At 70.3% G+C, this 14,825-nt stretch carries 16 protein-coding genes; 4 read left to right on the forward strand and 12 right to left on the reverse strand.

Annotation, left to right across the window (positions count from 1 at the left end; all coding sequences use genetic code 11):
• Window positions 1-18: 18 nt before the first annotated feature.
• On the reverse strand, window positions 19-789 hold the full coding sequence (locus ACTMTI_RS12220; protein ID WP_441120384.1) for a nuclease-related domain-containing protein: 771 nt from the start codon (window positions 787-789) through the stop codon (window positions 19-21).
• A gap of 156 nt (window positions 790-945) precedes the next feature.
• Here ACTMTI_RS12220 and ACTMTI_RS12225 point away from each other — a divergent pair, with 156 nt between their 5' ends.
• The gene (locus ACTMTI_RS12225) at window positions 946-1,545 is read left to right on the forward strand and encodes a TetR/AcrR family transcriptional regulator (protein WP_441120385.1); all 600 of its coding nucleotides are present in this window, start codon (window positions 946-948) and stop codon (window positions 1,543-1,545) included.
• Here ACTMTI_RS12225 and ACTMTI_RS12230 read toward each other — a convergent pair.
• Genes ACTMTI_RS12230 through ACTMTI_RS12240 form a run of 3 tightly spaced genes read right to left on the reverse strand, consistent with a single transcriptional unit; the run spans window position 1,516 to window position 4,933 of the window.
• On the reverse strand, window positions 1,516-2,559 hold the full coding sequence (locus tag ACTMTI_RS12230; RefSeq protein ID WP_441120386.1) for an acyl-CoA dehydrogenase family protein: 1,044 nt from the start codon (window positions 2,557-2,559) through the stop codon (window positions 1,516-1,518). The two genes, ACTMTI_RS12225 and ACTMTI_RS12230, sit on opposite strands and share 30 nt — an antisense overlap.
• Before the next feature lie 20 nt (window positions 2,560-2,579).
• Window positions 2,580-3,734, reverse strand: a complete 1,155-nt coding sequence (locus ACTMTI_RS12235; protein WP_441120387.1) for an acyl-CoA dehydrogenase family protein — start codon at window positions 3,732-3,734, stop codon at window positions 2,580-2,582.
• Window positions 3,731-4,933, reverse strand: coding sequence for an acyl-CoA dehydrogenase family protein (locus ACTMTI_RS12240; protein WP_441120388.1), 1,203 nt, complete (start codon window positions 4,931-4,933; stop codon window positions 3,731-3,733). Before ACTMTI_RS12240 ends, ACTMTI_RS12235 begins: the two co-directional genes overlap by 4 nt.
• A gap of 106 nt (window positions 4,934-5,039) precedes the next feature.
• Between ACTMTI_RS12240 and ACTMTI_RS12245 the strand changes: the two genes are divergently transcribed.
• Window positions 5,040-5,615 carry a GNAT family N-acetyltransferase gene (locus tag ACTMTI_RS12245; RefSeq protein ID WP_441120389.1) on the forward strand — a complete coding sequence of 192 codons (576 nt, stop codon included), beginning with the start codon at window positions 5,040-5,042 and terminating at the stop codon, window positions 5,613-5,615.
• 40 nt (window positions 5,616-5,655) lie between these two features.
• Here ACTMTI_RS12245 and ACTMTI_RS12250 read toward each other — a convergent pair whose 3' ends face one another.
• Window positions 5,656-6,210: a TetR/AcrR family transcriptional regulator gene (locus ACTMTI_RS12250; protein WP_441120390.1), complete on the reverse strand. Its 555-nt coding sequence runs from the start codon at window positions 6,208-6,210 to the stop codon at window positions 5,656-5,658.
• 84 nt (window positions 6,211-6,294) lie between these two features.
• Here ACTMTI_RS12250 and ACTMTI_RS12255 point away from each other — a divergent pair, with 84 nt between their 5' ends.
• Entirely contained in the window at window positions 6,295-7,443 is a 1,149-nt protein-coding gene (locus tag ACTMTI_RS12255; protein ID WP_441120391.1) for an FAD-dependent monooxygenase, read from the forward strand.
• On the opposite strand, the gene ACTMTI_RS12260 is transcribed toward ACTMTI_RS12255, so the two are convergent.
• The 7 genes from ACTMTI_RS12260 to ACTMTI_RS12290 form a co-directional block, all read right to left on the reverse strand.
• Window positions 7,436-8,365 carry a DMT family transporter gene (locus ACTMTI_RS12260; protein ID WP_441120392.1) on the reverse strand — a complete coding sequence of 310 codons (930 nt, stop codon included), beginning with the start codon at window positions 8,363-8,365 and terminating at the stop codon, window positions 7,436-7,438. The genes ACTMTI_RS12255 and ACTMTI_RS12260 overlap by 8 nt on opposite strands.
• Before the next feature lie 222 nt (window positions 8,366-8,587).
• The gene (locus tag ACTMTI_RS12265; protein ID WP_441120393.1) at window positions 8,588-8,962 is read right to left on the reverse strand and encodes a VOC family protein; all 375 of its coding nucleotides are present in this window, start codon (window positions 8,960-8,962) and stop codon (window positions 8,588-8,590) included.
• A 12-nt stretch (window positions 8,963-8,974) separates the two neighbouring features.
• Window positions 8,975-9,517, reverse strand: a complete 543-nt coding sequence (locus ACTMTI_RS12270; RefSeq protein WP_441120394.1) for a phospholipase — start codon at window positions 9,515-9,517, stop codon at window positions 8,975-8,977.
• A gap of 7 nt (window positions 9,518-9,524) precedes the next feature.
• A complete protein-coding gene (locus tag ACTMTI_RS12275; protein ID WP_441120395.1) occupies window positions 9,525-9,854 on the reverse strand; it encodes a hypothetical protein in 330 nt (109 codons plus the stop codon).
• 94 nt (window positions 9,855-9,948) lie between these two features.
• The gene (gene secA2 / locus ACTMTI_RS12280; protein WP_441120396.1) at window positions 9,949-12,099 is read right to left on the reverse strand and encodes an accessory Sec system translocase SecA2; all 2,151 of its coding nucleotides are present in this window, start codon (window positions 12,097-12,099) and stop codon (window positions 9,949-9,951) included.
• A 188-nt stretch (window positions 12,100-12,287) separates the two neighbouring features.
• Window positions 12,288-13,151 carry a DMT family transporter gene (locus ACTMTI_RS12285; RefSeq protein WP_441120397.1) on the reverse strand — a complete coding sequence of 288 codons (864 nt, stop codon included), beginning with the start codon at window positions 13,149-13,151 and terminating at the stop codon, window positions 12,288-12,290.
• Window positions 13,152-13,329: 178 nt separating this feature from the next.
• Entirely contained in the window at window positions 13,330-14,145 is an 816-nt protein-coding gene (locus tag ACTMTI_RS12290) for an SAM-dependent methyltransferase (RefSeq protein ID WP_441120398.1), read from the reverse strand.
• A 288-nt stretch (window positions 14,146-14,433) separates the two neighbouring features.
• Here ACTMTI_RS12290 and ACTMTI_RS12295 point away from each other — a divergent pair, with 288 nt between their 5' ends.
• On the forward strand, window positions 14,434-14,778 hold the full coding sequence (locus ACTMTI_RS12295; protein ID WP_441120399.1) for a PRC-barrel domain containing protein: 345 nt from the start codon (window positions 14,434-14,436) through the stop codon (window positions 14,776-14,778).
• Window positions 14,779-14,825 lie beyond the last annotated feature (47 nt).

The following is a 14,825-nucleotide window of genomic DNA, read 5'->3' on the forward strand; positions in this document are numbered from 1 at the left end:
GGGCGACGTCAGAGGTCGTCAGGCGGCCTTCTGCAGCTCCCTGACCGCGGTGCGGGTCAGCAGCTCGATCTGCTCGTCGCTGTAGATCCGGCCCTCGGCCGCCTTGATCTTCTTGGCCGCCAGCCGCGGCTTGAGCAGCGTGAGGCCCTCGGCCGTCAGGTTGCCACCCCGGGGCAGCATGCCGCAGTGGACCGCGAGCATCGGCGTGATCGTCACCGGCACGCGCGTCTCGCGGGTCAGCAGCTCCGCGAACGCCTCGGCGGTGTCCACCAGGGCCTTGGCCGTCTTGGAGCCGTACTTCTCGCCGAAGAACAGCCGCCCGGCGTAAGAGGCGATCTCGGTGTCGGGGCTCCAGGACTCGTTGTCGATGATCCATACGCCGGCGGGGCCGATCACCAGGTGGTCGATGGAGGCCTGGCCGCGGATCGCGCGGCCGTCGAGAACGCTGTAGCCGAGCCGGCCGAGCGACCTGCGCAGGTGCTTCCCGGTGATCGCCTCGCCGCGCTTCGCGCCGCGCCAGACCGCTGTGGCGTGGAAGGAGCGCCAGTCGAGGTACCAGTCACCCGCCGCCACCAGTCCGGCAAGGAGCAGGCCGAACAGCGGCGCGGCGGCGGTGAGATCGAACCTGAGCGCCAGAGCGGCCCCGATGACGAGCCCCACAGCGGCCTTGACGTATCTGGACCTGCGCCGGCTCTGGGCGTCCTCTCGCCAGAACTTCTCGTACCACCACTGGGGGGAATTCCCTGTGTACTTCTCGTTCGGCTGCACGTAGATAGAGCCACCGGGCACGGCAAACTCCCCGAATCAGTAGATGTCCTCCAGGATCTGCCACGCCGAAGATCCCTCGCCGGTCAAGAGATACCCGCTCCCCAACCAAGGCGAGCCTAAGGTGAGGTAATTAGTACCCGCAAGACCAGCAACCGACCAGTCGGTATGCTTCATGGTGTGACCCATGTGAAAGAGGAACCCGTCAGGCAGCGACTGCTGGCCGAGGCGACCCGCCTGTTCGCCGAGCGCGGCTTCGAGGGCGCCTCCGTGCAGGAGATCGTCCTGGCGGCCGGTGTCACCAAGGGCGCCATGTACCACTATTTCGACTCCAAGGACGACCTGCTGCACGAGATCTACGCTCGCGTGCTGCGCATGCAGATGGATCGGCTGGCACAGATCGCCGACGGCCCGGGCACCGTCAAGCAGCGCCTGCACCGGGCCGCGGCCGACGTCGTGGAGACCACGACCGCGAACCTCGACGACTCCAAGATCTTCTTCAGGTCGATGCACCTGCTGGCGCCCGCGACGCAGAAGACGGTGCGCGCCGAGCGCCGCCGCTACCACGAGCGCTTCCGCGCCCTGGTGGCCGAGGGACAGCTCGCGGGCGTCTTCAGCGACAAGGTCCCCGCCGAGCTGGTCGTGGACTACTTCTTCGGCTCGGTGCACCACCTGGGCAGCTGGTTCCACGCGGACGGGCCGCTGACCGGCGCCCAGGTGGGCAAGCACTTCGCCGACCTGCTGCTCGCCTCACTCGGGGCCGGGGACGTCGACGAGTGAGGCCAGCGCCGCACGGTGATCGCCGGGCGTGCCCAGCGCGATCTCGGTGGCCTTGGCGCGCTTGAGGTAGAGATGCACGGGGTGCTCCCACGTCATCCCGATCCCGCCGTGCAACTGCAGCGCCTCCTCGGCGGCGTGTACGGCCACGCCGGCGTTCCAGGACTGGGCCACGGCCGCGGAGACCGGTGAGGGATCGGCGACCGCGTTGCGCGCGGCGGCCCTGGCCCTGACCACCTCCAGCCACAGATCGGCCAGCCGGTGCTTGATCGCCTGGAAGGAGCCGACCGGCCGGGCGAACTGGTGGCGTTCCTTGACGTAGGCGAGGGTGGCCTCGAGGCACCACTCGGCCACCCCGAGCTGCTCGGACGCCAGCAGCGCAGCCCCGGACCGCAGCACCCCGGCCAGGTCGCACGCCCCGACCCGCCGGGCCTGTGCCCGCTCGAACGTCACCGTCGCGACCGGCCTGGTCAGATCGAGTGACGGCACGAGCTCGACACCGGCCTCCTCGACCGCGTACAGCTCGCCGTCCACGGGCACCAGCAGCACATCGGCCACGTCCGCCCCGGCCACGCCGGTGACGGACCCGGTCAGCCGCCCCTCCTCGATCCCGACCGACGCGCCCCGCAGCGGCCGGTACGCCGACGCCGCGAACGACACCGCCAGCGCGGCCGTCTTCCGCCCCTCTGCCAGCTCCCCGAGCAGCGCGTCCCCGGTCGGGAGCAGCGCCTGGGTGGCCAGCACGGAGCTGGTGAAGAACGGCACCGGCGCCACCGCCCGCCCCAGCTCCTCCAGCACGACGGCCACCTCGCTCGCCGACGCGCCCGCGCCGCCGTACTCCTCGGGGATGAGCAGCCCGGCCACCCCGATCTCGCTCGCCAGCGTCTTCCACAGGTCCAGGTCGCAGGGGTCGGACTCGACCCGCTTCAGCACCGCCCCGGGCGGGCAGCGGTCGGCGAGCAGCCCGCGCACGGCCGCCCGCAGCTCTTCCTCGACCTCCGAATACAGCAGTGTCATCGGTCGCTCACCGCTCCGTGTCATCGCGGCAGGTCCTTCCAGGGCACGTCCTTGTCGACGCGGGGTTCCGAGGGCAGGCCGAGCACCCGCTCGGCGATGATGTTGCGCAGGATCTCGGACGTACCGCCCTCGATCGAGTTGCCCTTGGCCCGCAGATAGCGGTAGCCGGGGCCGCGGCCGTAGAAGTCGACGGTCTCCGAGCGGCGGAACGTCCAGTCGTCGTAGCCGAGGTCGCGCAAGAACTCGACCTCGAAGCCGGACAGCGCCTGGTTGAGCTGGGCGAACGACAACTTCATGCCCGACCCCTCGGGACCCGGATGCCCCGCGGCGAGCTGCTCGCGCAGCCGCGCCCCGGACAGGCGGGTGACCTCGGCCTCCACCCAGAGCGACAGCAGCCGCTGGTGCAGGTCGTGGCTGCGCAGCTCCGGACGCTCGCGCCAGGCGTCGAGCACGGGCGCGAGCATGCCGCCGCCGCGCCGCACCGGAGCGCCGCCGATGGCGACGCGCTCGTTCATGAGCGTGCTCTGCGCCACCCGCCAGCCGTCGCCGACCGCGCCGAGCCGCAGGTCGTCGGCCAGCCGCACGCCGGTGAGGAACACCTCGTTGAACTCGGCCTCGCCGGTGATCTGCCGCAACGGCCGCACCTCGACGCCGGGCGCGTGCATGTCACAGATGAAGTACGTCAGGCCCCGGTGTTTCGGCACGTCCGGGTCGGTACGGGCGACGAGGATGCCCCACCGCGCGTGATGGGCGCTGGACGTCCACACCTTCTGACCGTCCACGACCCATTCGTCACCGTCCCTGACCGCGCGGGTCGCGAGCGTGGCCAGGTCGGACCCGGCGCCCGGCTCGCTGAAGAGCTGGCACCAGATTTCCTCCCCGGTCCACAGCGGCCGCAGGAAGCGCCGTTTCTGCTCCTCGGTCCCGAACGCGAGGATCGTCGGCGCGGCCATGCCCAGCCCGATGCCCTGCACGCCGGTGTCGATCTGCGGCGTGCCGGCCAGCTCCCGCTCGACGTCCTGCTGCAGCTCCCTGGCCACGCCCAGCCCGCCGAGCCCTTCGGGGAACCACACCCAAGCCAGCCCGGCGTCGAACCTGGCCCGCAGGAACTCCAGCCGGTCCCCGTCCGGGTCGTGCGCGCCGAGGAACGCCGCGACCCGCTCGCCGATGTTCACATCCACCTCTTGAGCTCGCGATAGGCCAGGGACCGCTTGTGCACCTCGTCGGGGCCGTCGGCCAGGCGCAGCGAGCGGGCGCCCGCCCACAGCGCGGCCAGCGGGAAGTCCTGCGAGACGCCGCCCGCGCCGTGCACCTGCACGGCCTTGTCGAGGATCCACTCCACGGCGATCGGGGTGGAGATCTTGATGGCCTGGATCTCGGTGTGGGCGCCCTGGTTGCCCACCGTGTCCATGAGCCAGGCGGTCTTGAGCACGAGCAGGCGCAGTTGCTCGATCCTGATGCGGGACTCGGCGATCCAGTCCTGGACCACGCCCTGCTGGGCGACGGGCTTGCCGAACGTGGTCCGCGCCAGCGCCCGCTTGCACATGAGCTCGACGGCCCGCTCGGCCATGCCGATCAGGCGCATGCAGTGGTGGATGCGGCCGGGGCCGAGCCTGGCCTGGGCGATGGCGAAGCCGCCGCCCTCCTCGCCGATCAGGTTCGCCACGGGGACGCGTACGTCCTCGAACACCACCTCAGCGTGGCCGCCGTGGTCGGCGTCGGTGTAGCCGAACACGCGCATGCCGCGTTTGACCTGCAGGCCGGGAGTGTCGCGGGGCACCAGGACCATGCTCTGCTGGCGGTGCTTGGGCGCGTCGGGGTTCGTCTTGCCCATGACGATGAAGATCTTGCAGTTGGGGTTCATCGCACCGGAGATGAACCACTTGCGGCCGTTGATGACGTACTCGTCGCCGTCGCGGACGATGGCGGTGGCGATGTTCGTGGCGTCGGAGGAGGCCACGTCGGGCTCGGTCATCGCGAACGCGGAGCGGATCTCGCCGTCCAGCAGCGGCTGCAGCCATTCCTTGCGCTGCCACTCGCTGCCGAACATCGACAGCACCTCCATGTTGCCGGTGTCGGGCGCGGCGCAGTTGGTGGCCGTCGGCGCGATGGTGGGACTTCGGCCCATGATCTCGGCCAGCGGGGCGTACTGCAGGTTCGTCAGCCCGCCGCCATGGTCCCCCGGCAGGAAGAGGTTCCACAGGCCGCGCTTCCTGGCCTCGTCCTTCAGGTCCTCCATCAGCGGCGGCGGGGCCCAGCCGCTGGTCGCCGCCTGCTCCTCGAACGCGGACTCGGCGGGGTGGACGCATTCGTCCATGAAGCGGAGCAGTCGCTCACGCAGGTCCTCGGTGACGCTGTCAAAGGCGAAGTCCATGCCGTGAGCCTACCGACCGGCCGGTATGAGTGTCGACAGGTGGTTCCCCGCAAAAACCGGCATGTGGCCATAATCGTGATTTCGTGCGCCCCCTAAGGTTGCCGCCATGACCGCGAAGCTGCCTGCCCCTGTAGTGCTCGAGAACGACGTCGTCCGGCTCGAGCCGCTCGCCCTCGACCACGTACCCGACCTGTTCGCCGCCGGGGGCGGGGACGACGAGGTGTGGCGCTGGCTGCCGACCGCGACGCCGCGGTCGGAGGCGGACCTGGGGAAGGTCGCCCGGGGGCTGATCGACGACGACCGCCACGTCCCCCTCGCGGTGGTGCTGAAGGAGAGCGGGCGGGCCGTCGGCTGGACCACGTACTGCGATGTGCCGGGCTTCGACGAGACCGTCGAGATCGGCTGGACCTGGTACGGCCGCGCGGTGTGGCGCACGGCCGTCAACACGAGCTGCAAGCTGCTGCTGATCGACCACGCCTTCGGGCTCGGGTACAACCGCGTCCTGCTCAAGACGGACGTGCTCAACCTCCGCTCGCAGAACGCCATCAAGCGGATCGGCGGGGTGCACGAGGGCACGCTGCGGCGGCACCGCAAGAGGCCGGACGGCACCTGGCGCGACACTGTCTGTTTCGGCATCCTCGATGAGGAGTGGCCACAGCACCGGGCTCGCCTGAACCCGTGACACGTAACGGGTGACGCTGGGCTGAGATCACAAGCACGGGTCAGCGGAGCATGCCGGCCAGGAGGTCCCGCATCGCGTCGCTGAGCTCGTCAAAGGCCGGCATGGAACCGGCCCCCGCGATGGCGTCGAACATGAGCCCTTCCCCGAACGCCACCAGCCGGCGCGCGTGCCGTACCGGGTCCTGGGAGCCCAGCGCGGCCAGCATCGCGACGGCGGGGTCACGGAAGCGGCGGCCCGCCGCGTCGTAGATCTTGCGTAGCTCCGGCCGTCTCGTCGCCTCCAGCGCCAGCTCGTAGCGGGCCAGCGTGCGCCTGCGGTCCTGGAGCTGGATGTACAGCGCCTCCGCCAGGAGACCGGGCAGGTCTGCCGGCTCGAAGCCGGCACCCTGGTACGCCGGGGCCAGCGCCGCCATCTCCAGCTCCGTGAGCCTTGCCAAGGTCAGCTCCAGCAGCGCGGCGCGGGTGCGGGCGAGGTTGGACGTGGAGCCGGGAGGGAGACCGGCGGCCTCGTCGACGGCCCGGTGAGTGAGGCCGCGCATACCTCGCTCGGCCAGCAACGTGATGGCCGCGTCGGCCACGGCCTCTGAGCGTTTCACAGGACCCGATACTACAGCGGTAGTGCCACCTGACTACAGGCGTAGTATGGTGACACTACAGACGTAGTTAGAGGAGGGCGTGAGATGCCCAAGGCTGTCGTGATCGGCGCCGGTGTCGGCGGGTTGACCAGTGGGATAGCGCTACGCCGCAAAGGGTGGGACGTGACCGTGCTGGAGCGGGCTCCCAGGATCGACCCCGTCGGGTCCGGGCTGGCGATCGCGGCCAACGCCCTGAAGGCGCTCGACACGCTCGACCTCGGCGGTCCCATACGCAAGCTGTCCGGCCTGCAGGGGCAGGTCGGGATACGCAGACCGGACGGCCGGTGGCTGGTGCACACGACCCGCGACATCGCGGAAGCGCGCTACGGGGACTCGGTGGTCGTCATGCTGCGGGCGACGCTGATGGAGGTGCTCGCGAACGCGCTGGGCTCCGCCGACCTGCGGCTGGGCGTCACCGTGTCCGATGTGGACGCCGACAAGGGCGTGGTGCGGACCGGCGGCGGTGATCTGGAGGCCGATCTGGTCGTGGCCGCCGACGGCATCCACTCCAGGACGCGGCAGGGGCTCTTCCCAGGGCACCCGGGTCCGGCGTACTCAGGGGTGACGGCCTGGCGCGGCCTCATGCCGCGGGGGGATCTGGACATCCGCAGCACGGAGACCTGGGGCAGAGGGCTGGTGTTCGGGGTGATGCCGCTGGCCGATGGCATGGTGTACGTGTACGCCACCGACGTGCTGCCCGCGGGCACCGTGCTCGGCGACGAGCGGGAAGAGCTGCTGCGGAGGTTCGGCGACTGGCACGAGCCGATTCCCGCGCTGCTGCGGGCGGCCGACCCGGCCGACATCATCCGCAACGACGTCCACTACTTCGACACGCCGTTGCCCGCCTTCCACCGCGGCAGGGTGGCACTGGTCGGCGACGCGGCACACCCGATGACGCCGAACCTCGGACAGGGCGCCTGCCAGGCGATCGAGGACGCGGTCGTCCTGGCGCACGTGGCCGGGGACGCTCTCGCCGCTTACACCGCCGCCCGGCGGGAACGGACGTCGAAGATCGTACGGCAGGCGATGAGCATCTGCCGGGTGACCAAGATTCGTAACCCCGTGGCGGTGCGGTTGCGTGACCTCGCGATGTCCACGGCTGCCAGGCTCAGCCCGGACCTGATGCTGCGGTCCATGGACGAGGTACTGGGCTGGCGCCCGCCGGTGGCCGGCGCTTCCGGGATGATCAGTTGACTTCTGAGGACGCCGCCACCGGACGGGGCGGCGTCGGAGCGGAGGGCTCTGCCGGGCCGGGGGGCTCCACCGGGGCTGAGGGCTCCGCCGCGGTGACGGCGTGGGAGTGGTCGGGGGCCAGGCGGCCGAGCGTGATCGTGCCGCCGATGGTCAGCGCGCTGGCGAGCAGCGCGGGGATCGCCGTGGACGAGCTCGTCGGCAGCGGCTCACCGAGCAGGAGCGCCCCCGCCAGGACCGAGGTGATCGGGTCGATGACCTGTACGCCCGCGTACGCGATGCCGAAGTACCCCACGGCGTAGGAGCGTTGCAGCAGCACCACCGCGCAGACGAGCAGCACGGGCACGGCGAGCGTGAACCAGTGCAACAGCCTGCCCCAGTCCCCCTGCATGCCACCGCCCACCACGCGGACGAACGTCGACACGCTTGCGGTGACCACCCCGGCGCCCACCGACAGCAGCAGCGCCCGGCCGGGGCCGTGGAGGCGGCCCGCGAACACCTGGGTGACCAGGACGATCGCGCCGATCACGGCCAGGAACCCGAGGGCCGCACCGTCGCCCAACCGAGGCGGCACGTTGTGCGGCGGCACCAGCAGCATGAGCCAGAGCAGGCCCACGGCCACCGCGATCGAGCCGAAGATCTCCGCCTTGTACGGCTTGCGCCCATACATGAACGCGGCCAGCGGCACGGCGAACACCAGCGTGGCGACGCTGATCGGCTGGACGGCCACCAGCGGGGCGAAGCTCAGCGCCACGGCATGCAGGGACGCGCCGGTGAAGCCGATGGCGCCGCCGATCCACCAGCGAGGTCGTCTCACCAGCTTGAACGAGGCGCCTTCGGCCACGGCCTCGTACTGCTGCAGAGCTGCGCCGAGCGCGTATCCAAGCGCTCCCGCCAGGGCGATGATCAGGCCGACCCAGGTCATGGTCGCCCACGCAGGGGCATGGATCCTTCCAAGAGCATTGCTCTAGCTTATGAGCCAACCGAGCCGGTGAAATCCTACTTTAGGCTGATCATTCGCCGAATAGTGCCCATGACCAGCACGAACAAATGGCCCATTCTGGACTTCGATTTGGTCTCCGTGGAGGGCGCGACGTGGGGTGCCACGCCCCGCCCCGGAGGCGACTTCGGCGGCCTGGGGGCTCGATCAGGACGCGTCGGGGCAGACGCAGAACAGGTGCCCCTCGGGGTCCTGCAGGACGATCCAGCGCGTCCCGTCCTCCGTGACCCCCGGCTGGAACTCGGGCTTGGTCGCCCCCAGCGCGATGTACTCCTCGACCGCCCGCTCCACGTCCGGCACCAGCAAGTCCAGGTGGAACTGCTTGTCCGGGCTCGGCCACACCACGGGCTTGCGCTCGGCGACGCGCCCGAAGTAGATGTTCATGGTCTCGTTGCCCACGGCCGCGTATTCGTCCTCCGCATGCTGGATGTCCCAGCCGGTCACCTCGTGATAGAACGCGGCCAGTTTCTTGGGCTCCGCGCAGTCGATGCTGACCGCCAGGAGCTTCGCCTTCGTCGTCATGGATTGAGTGTTTCAGGCGTACCTGCCACCTTCTGTCAGGTACGCCGAACCGGCGCCGGCGTTATGGGCCTGCCGGACCCGCTGGATCTGCTCGTCGGTGACCACGAGGTCGCCGAACAGCCGGACCGCCTGGTAGTAGGTCCAGGCGAGACCGTCACAGGTCGACTTGGCGGCTCCCGAGTATCGGGCGCAGACCTGCTTCATGTCGAAGTGGAACGCGTCGTCGATACGTGACTTGTTCACCGGGAACCGGCTCACCGCCCGGTAATTGCGGTAGCCGAAATCGTGCCGCCGGCACGGCATCCGGAAATCGTAGCCGAGCGGCTTGTCGGGGCTGCTGGAGCACAGGTCGGTCGACCAGTCGAAGACGTAGCCGGCCCAGGACGCCTGGTTGTGCCAGGCGTCCCGCCAGGACGCCGCGCTGCCGGCGGTGGGCTGGGTGAAGCCGGTAAGGGCGGCGAGTTTCTGCTCCAGAGTCACCGCATGGGCCGGTGCTGCGAATCCGATCACGGTGACGATCAGGGAGAGGGCGGCAGAGGCCCGTGCGGGACTCATGGGACTTTCAGGCGAGCCGCTCGTCCACGCCGACCGCGCCGACGCCGCTGGTGAAGATGCCGCCGCAGTATCCCTGCGACTCCCCGGACGCGCCCGGCGGGAGCGTCACCCACTCCCCCACCACGTCCGGCGCCCGGCCGCAGACCACCACGGCCCGGAAGATCCAGGTCTGGCCTGTGGGGTTGCTGCACGCGGCGATGCCCAGGTCGTTGTCCTGCGCGTGCACGAAGGTGTCGCAGTTCAGGACCGTCGCCGCCGAAGCGGACACCGTCAGGAAGCCGGACAGGAGCGCGACGGCCCCGCCCACCGCCGCGGCGATACGCATTCCTCTGGACATTGCCCCTCCTGGACCGTAGATCGACGATTACTTATCGTCGTCGATCGTACGCGGAGAGTACACGCTCTGCCTAGCGGATTTTCATTGCGTCAGCTCAGCCGCGGCGCGTGGCCGCCGTGACGCGCCGGAGGATGCGGTCCCATTCCGTGCCGAACGGGTTGTCCTGCACCAGGTACGTCCAGGTCGCCGTCGGCCGCTTCAGATCGGGCTCGGGCGCCTCGAACGCTTCCAGCGAGCGCCGCTCCACCTCGGCCTGCAGCGATTTGTACTCGGCCACGGCCTCCCGGTGGAACTCGTCGATCGGGCTCATCCGGCCCAGCGCCCGCAGGTGGATGCCCTCGCGCAGGTCCGTCAGGAACGCCAGGTGCTCGGTCCAGCAGGTGTCGATGGCGTGCAGGACGATCTGGCGGGCCGTCTCGTCCCTGGTGTCCTCGGGAAGCGCGGCCCAGCGTTCGGGGTCGGCCGCCTCCAGGGCCTTGGCGGCGGAGTCGCCGTGCAGGACCTTGTCGCGCCACTCCAGGATCAGCTCGCGCTGGTGCTCGAGGAGCCGGGTGAAGCGCCAGGTGTTGCGGTGGATCTCCAGGTTTACGCCCTCGGCGACGCGCTGGGCGTGGCCGACGAGATAGGCGCCGCGCCGGTGGCGTACGAGGCCGTCGGGGTCGGCGGCGGGCGGCCGCTCGTCCGGGACGAACTGGGTGATCAGGTCGTCCTGCATGCTGACGAAGAAGACCGAGCCGCCCGGGTCGCCCTGGCGGCCGGCGCGCCCGCGGAGCTGGTCGTCGAGGCGGCTGCTGGCGTGCCGGCCGGAGCCGATGACGTAGAGGCCGCCCAGCTCGGCGACGCCGTCGCCGAGGCGGATGTCGGTGCCGCGGCCGGCCATCTGGGTCGAGACGGTGATGGCCCCGCGCTCGCCCGCCTTGGCGATGATCGCGGCCTCTTCCGCGTCGTTCTTGGCGTTGAGCACGACCGGCTCCAGGCCACGCCGCTGCAGCAGCTTGGCGAGGTTCTCCGACTCGGCCACGTCCAGCGTGCCGATGAGGATGGGCCGGCCGGCGGCGTGGGCCTCCTGGATCTCCTCGACCAGAGCGGCGTCCTTGTCCGGCGCGGTCGGGTAGATGCGGTCCGGCTCGTCCTCACGCACGCAGGGCCGGTTCGACGGGATGACCGCGACCTTGAGGCCGTAGAACTCGCCGAGCTGCTCGCTGACCGCCACCGCCGTGCCCGTCATGCCGCAGATCTGCGGGTAACGGCGGATCAGGCCCTGCACGGTGATCGAGTCGAGGATCTCGCCCTTCTCGCTGGGCGGTAGCGCCTCCTTGGCCTCCACGGCCGCCTGCAGGCCGTCCGGCCAGCGCTGCAGCAGCGCCACCCGGCCGCGCGAGGGGTTGATCAACTGGACCTTGCCGTCGCGCACGATGTAGTCGACGTCGCGGGCGAGCAGCGCGTGAGCGTGCAGGGCCAGGTTGAGCTCGATGAGCGCGCCGGGCTCGTGCTCGTCGTAGAGCTCGACGCCGAGGATGTTCTCCACGCTGTCGGCGCCCTTGGCGGTTAGGTAGACGTTGCGCGCCTGCTCGTCGATCTCGTAGTGGTAGCCGCGTACGAGCTGCCTGACCAGTGCGGCCATCTCCGGCACCGCGTTGCCGGGGTCGGTCGATCCGGCCATCACCAGCGGCACGCGGGCCTCGTCCACGAGCACGGAGTCGGCCTCGTCGATGAGCGCGACCTCGGGCGCGGGCACGATGATCTCGCTCGCGTCGGTGTGCAGCCGGTCGCGCAGCACGTCGAACCCGATCTCGCTGACCGGGCCGTAGGTCACGTCCTTCGTGTACGCCTCGCGCCGCTCCTCCGGCGTGGAGTTCTGCCCGATCCAGCCCACGCTGACGCCGAGCGCCTCATAGAAGGGCCCCATCCACTCGGCGTCGCGCCTGGCCAGGTAGTCGTTCACGGAGATCACGTGAACGTGCTTGCCCTGCAGCGCGTAGCCCGCGGCGGCCATGGCGCCCGACAGCGTCTTGCCCTCGCCGGTCGCCATCTCCGCGACCTTCCCGTCGAGGAGCGCGAGCGTGCCGAGGAGCTGCACGTTGTACGGCCGCAGCCCCAGGGTCCGGTCGGCGGCCTCCCGCGCGACGGCGCAGAACTCGGCCAGATCGTCCATCCCGGGCTTGGGCAGCTCATCCAGCTTGCCCACTCGGTCGGCGCGCGCGTCAGCCGCCTTGACGATCTTCTGGTAGGGGGTCAGGGGCACCCCTCCTGGACGATCCAGGAGGTTCCTGAAAATTCCCTTGATTGAGGCCACAATTCCTCCAACGCACGCGCCGTCGGCGCCGTTCCCTCCGATGGAAGGTAGGGAGCGGAGCGACGGTACGGCAAGCGTCGCCGTACGGACCCTAATACATCTGGGGTCCTGAGTCGCCACACCCGCTCCCGCCCGCGTCAGCCCCTTTCCGCGCGCACCGCGAGGACCGCGACCGCGGCCAGCAACAGTGCGCACCCCGCCCACGCGAGCGGTGTGAGCCGCTCGCCGAAGAGCACGACGCCGAGCAGAGCCGCGCCGACGGCCTCACCCAGCGAGATGATCGACACGGTGGTGGCGCGCAGCGCGGTCAACGCGCGGAAGAACAGGCCGTAGGCCAATGCCGTCGGCACCGCCCCCAGATAGAGCAGCAGGGCGACCGATGTCCAGCTGACCTCCGGCACCACCCCGTCCGCCAGGGCGAACGGGGCCAGGCACGCCGCGCCGACGACGAACCCGCCGATGGCCATGCCCTGCTGGTGGTCCCGGTGACGCCGGGAGAAGAGCGTGACCCCGGCGTACCCGGCGGCCGAGGCCACGGCGAAGCCGATACCCGCGACGGAGGACGCACGGGACTGCGCCGCGGTCTCGGCGGTGAGCAGGACGAGCCCGGCCAGGGCGGCGGCCAAGGCGGCGAGCGCGATCCTGCCGAGGCGCTCGCGCAGGAGGAAACGGCTGCCGAGGGCGGTGAAGACGGGCGTGGCGCCCATCGTCACCACGGTCGCGACGGCCACGCCGGAGTGGGCGATCGCGGCGAAGTACGCGGTCTGGTAGACGGCCATCCCGGCGCCGATCGGCAGCACGCGCCAGTCCAGGCGACCGGTGAGCGCGGGCCGGAGGGCCAGCAGAAACGCGGCGCCGAGCAGGTAGCGCCAGAGGGACACGCCGACGGGGCCGAGACCGCCGGTGTCGAAGAGGAGCGAGCCGGCGGCGCCGCCGGTGCCCCAGGCGGTCGCGGCCACGGACACGTAGACGGCGCCCCGCCGGGCGGAGACATGGGTCATGACAGAGAGCTCCGGATGGAGTGGTTGGGATGGGCCCGGAATGCGGGCAGCAACCACCCCCGGATCGATCAGACCCGGAAATTTCGCGAAATGCCGCCCGCTACTGGGCGGGCGGCGGGGAGCAGATCAAAAGTCGCGGCACAGCCCACACCCTAGTTCATCCCGGCCGGCGCCCCTGTCAGGGCTTGCGGCCCACACCGCCGAGCAGGAGCTCCTCCCAGGGAGCGAGAGGCCCGGGGAGGCGGTCGTCGGGGCGCCATTCCGGGAAGTGCACCACGCCCGGGTCCACCAGCACCAGCCCGTCGAAATAGGCGGCGATGGCCGCCTTGTCGCGGAAGTAGCCGGTACCCATGGTGGCCTGGAGCAGCGCCTCCAGGGCCTTGGACTTGGGGCTGGCGGAGGCCACGAAGTTGGAGGCGGCCAGATAGCTGCCCGGCGGCAGCGCGGCCACGTACCGCTGGATCAGGCCGTGCGGGTTCTCCTGGTCCGAGAACAGGTGCAGCAGCCCGATGGCCAGGATCGCCGTAGGCTGCGACAGGTCGATCAGCCGGGTCAGCGCCGGGTGGCCCAGCACGGAAGCCACGTCGCGGGCGTCGGCGGTGATGGCGTCGGCGTACGGGTTGCCGTTCAGCAGGGCGCGGGCGTGCGGCTCCACCATGGGGTCGATGTCGACGTACACCACCCTGGACCTGGGGTCGGCGAACTGGGCGACCTCATGCGTGTTCTCCACCGTGGGCAGCCCGGCGCCCAGATCGATGATCTGCCGGATGCCCGCCTCGCGGATCAGGAAGTCCACGACCCTGCCGATGAAGGCGCGGTTGCACCAGACGAGGTCCACCACTTCGGGCACCGCGTCCTTCAGCCGGCGGGCCACCGAGCGGTCGCTGGCGAAGTTCTCCAAGCCGCCGAGCAGGGCGTCGTGTACGCGGGCCACGCTCGGCCGCTCGGCATCGACGCCGGGTGGAGCCCATTCCTGATCGCTGTCGAGACTCACCTGGCCCCCTCACAGTCCGTGACGCGGATGGTATCCCCGCCTGGGGCTCCCACGCCTCCCTTGGCAGGCGGTTGTCAGGACCGGTCAGGGCTCCCCGTCGAAAGCATGACGGGCACGGGCGCGACGACGCGCATAATCGCCGCATCTGCCGCACTTTGCGGCAAAAAGGCGCAAATAAGCACGAACGGGCAGGTAGAGGCCGGAGAACGGGGCCAGGGGTTTACGAGGGCGTGCCCGGGTAGCGGAGGCGTGCCCGACGAAGACGGATGAAGAGAGGAAGAGAGCCCAATGGAGCTCTGGAACTATCGTCCGGACGTCTACGACCGCGGCAAGAGCCTGGACCTGGTGGGCTACCACGTGCAGGCGACCGACGGGAAGGTCGGGTCCGTCGACGAGGCGACATACGAGGTCGGCGAGAGCTACGTCATCGTCGACACCGGTCCCTGGATCTTCGGCAAGAAGGTCATGCTCCCGGCCCAGGTCATCACGAGCATCGACCCTCAGGAGCGCAAGCTGTTCGTCGCGCGCACCAAGGCCGAGATCAAGGAGGCGCCCGAGTTCGACGAGGGCACGTTCAAGGAGCACGAGTACCGCACGAAGATTGGGGACTACTACGGGCGGTTCCCCGGGTGACCTCGACGTGCCATGAGGAGGGCCGCGGCCAGGCCGGCCGCGGCCCT

Source organism: Nonomuraea sp. H19, assembly GCF_052068215.1.
Taxonomy (GTDB): domain Bacteria; phylum Actinomycetota; class Actinomycetes; order Streptosporangiales; family Streptosporangiaceae; genus Nonomuraea.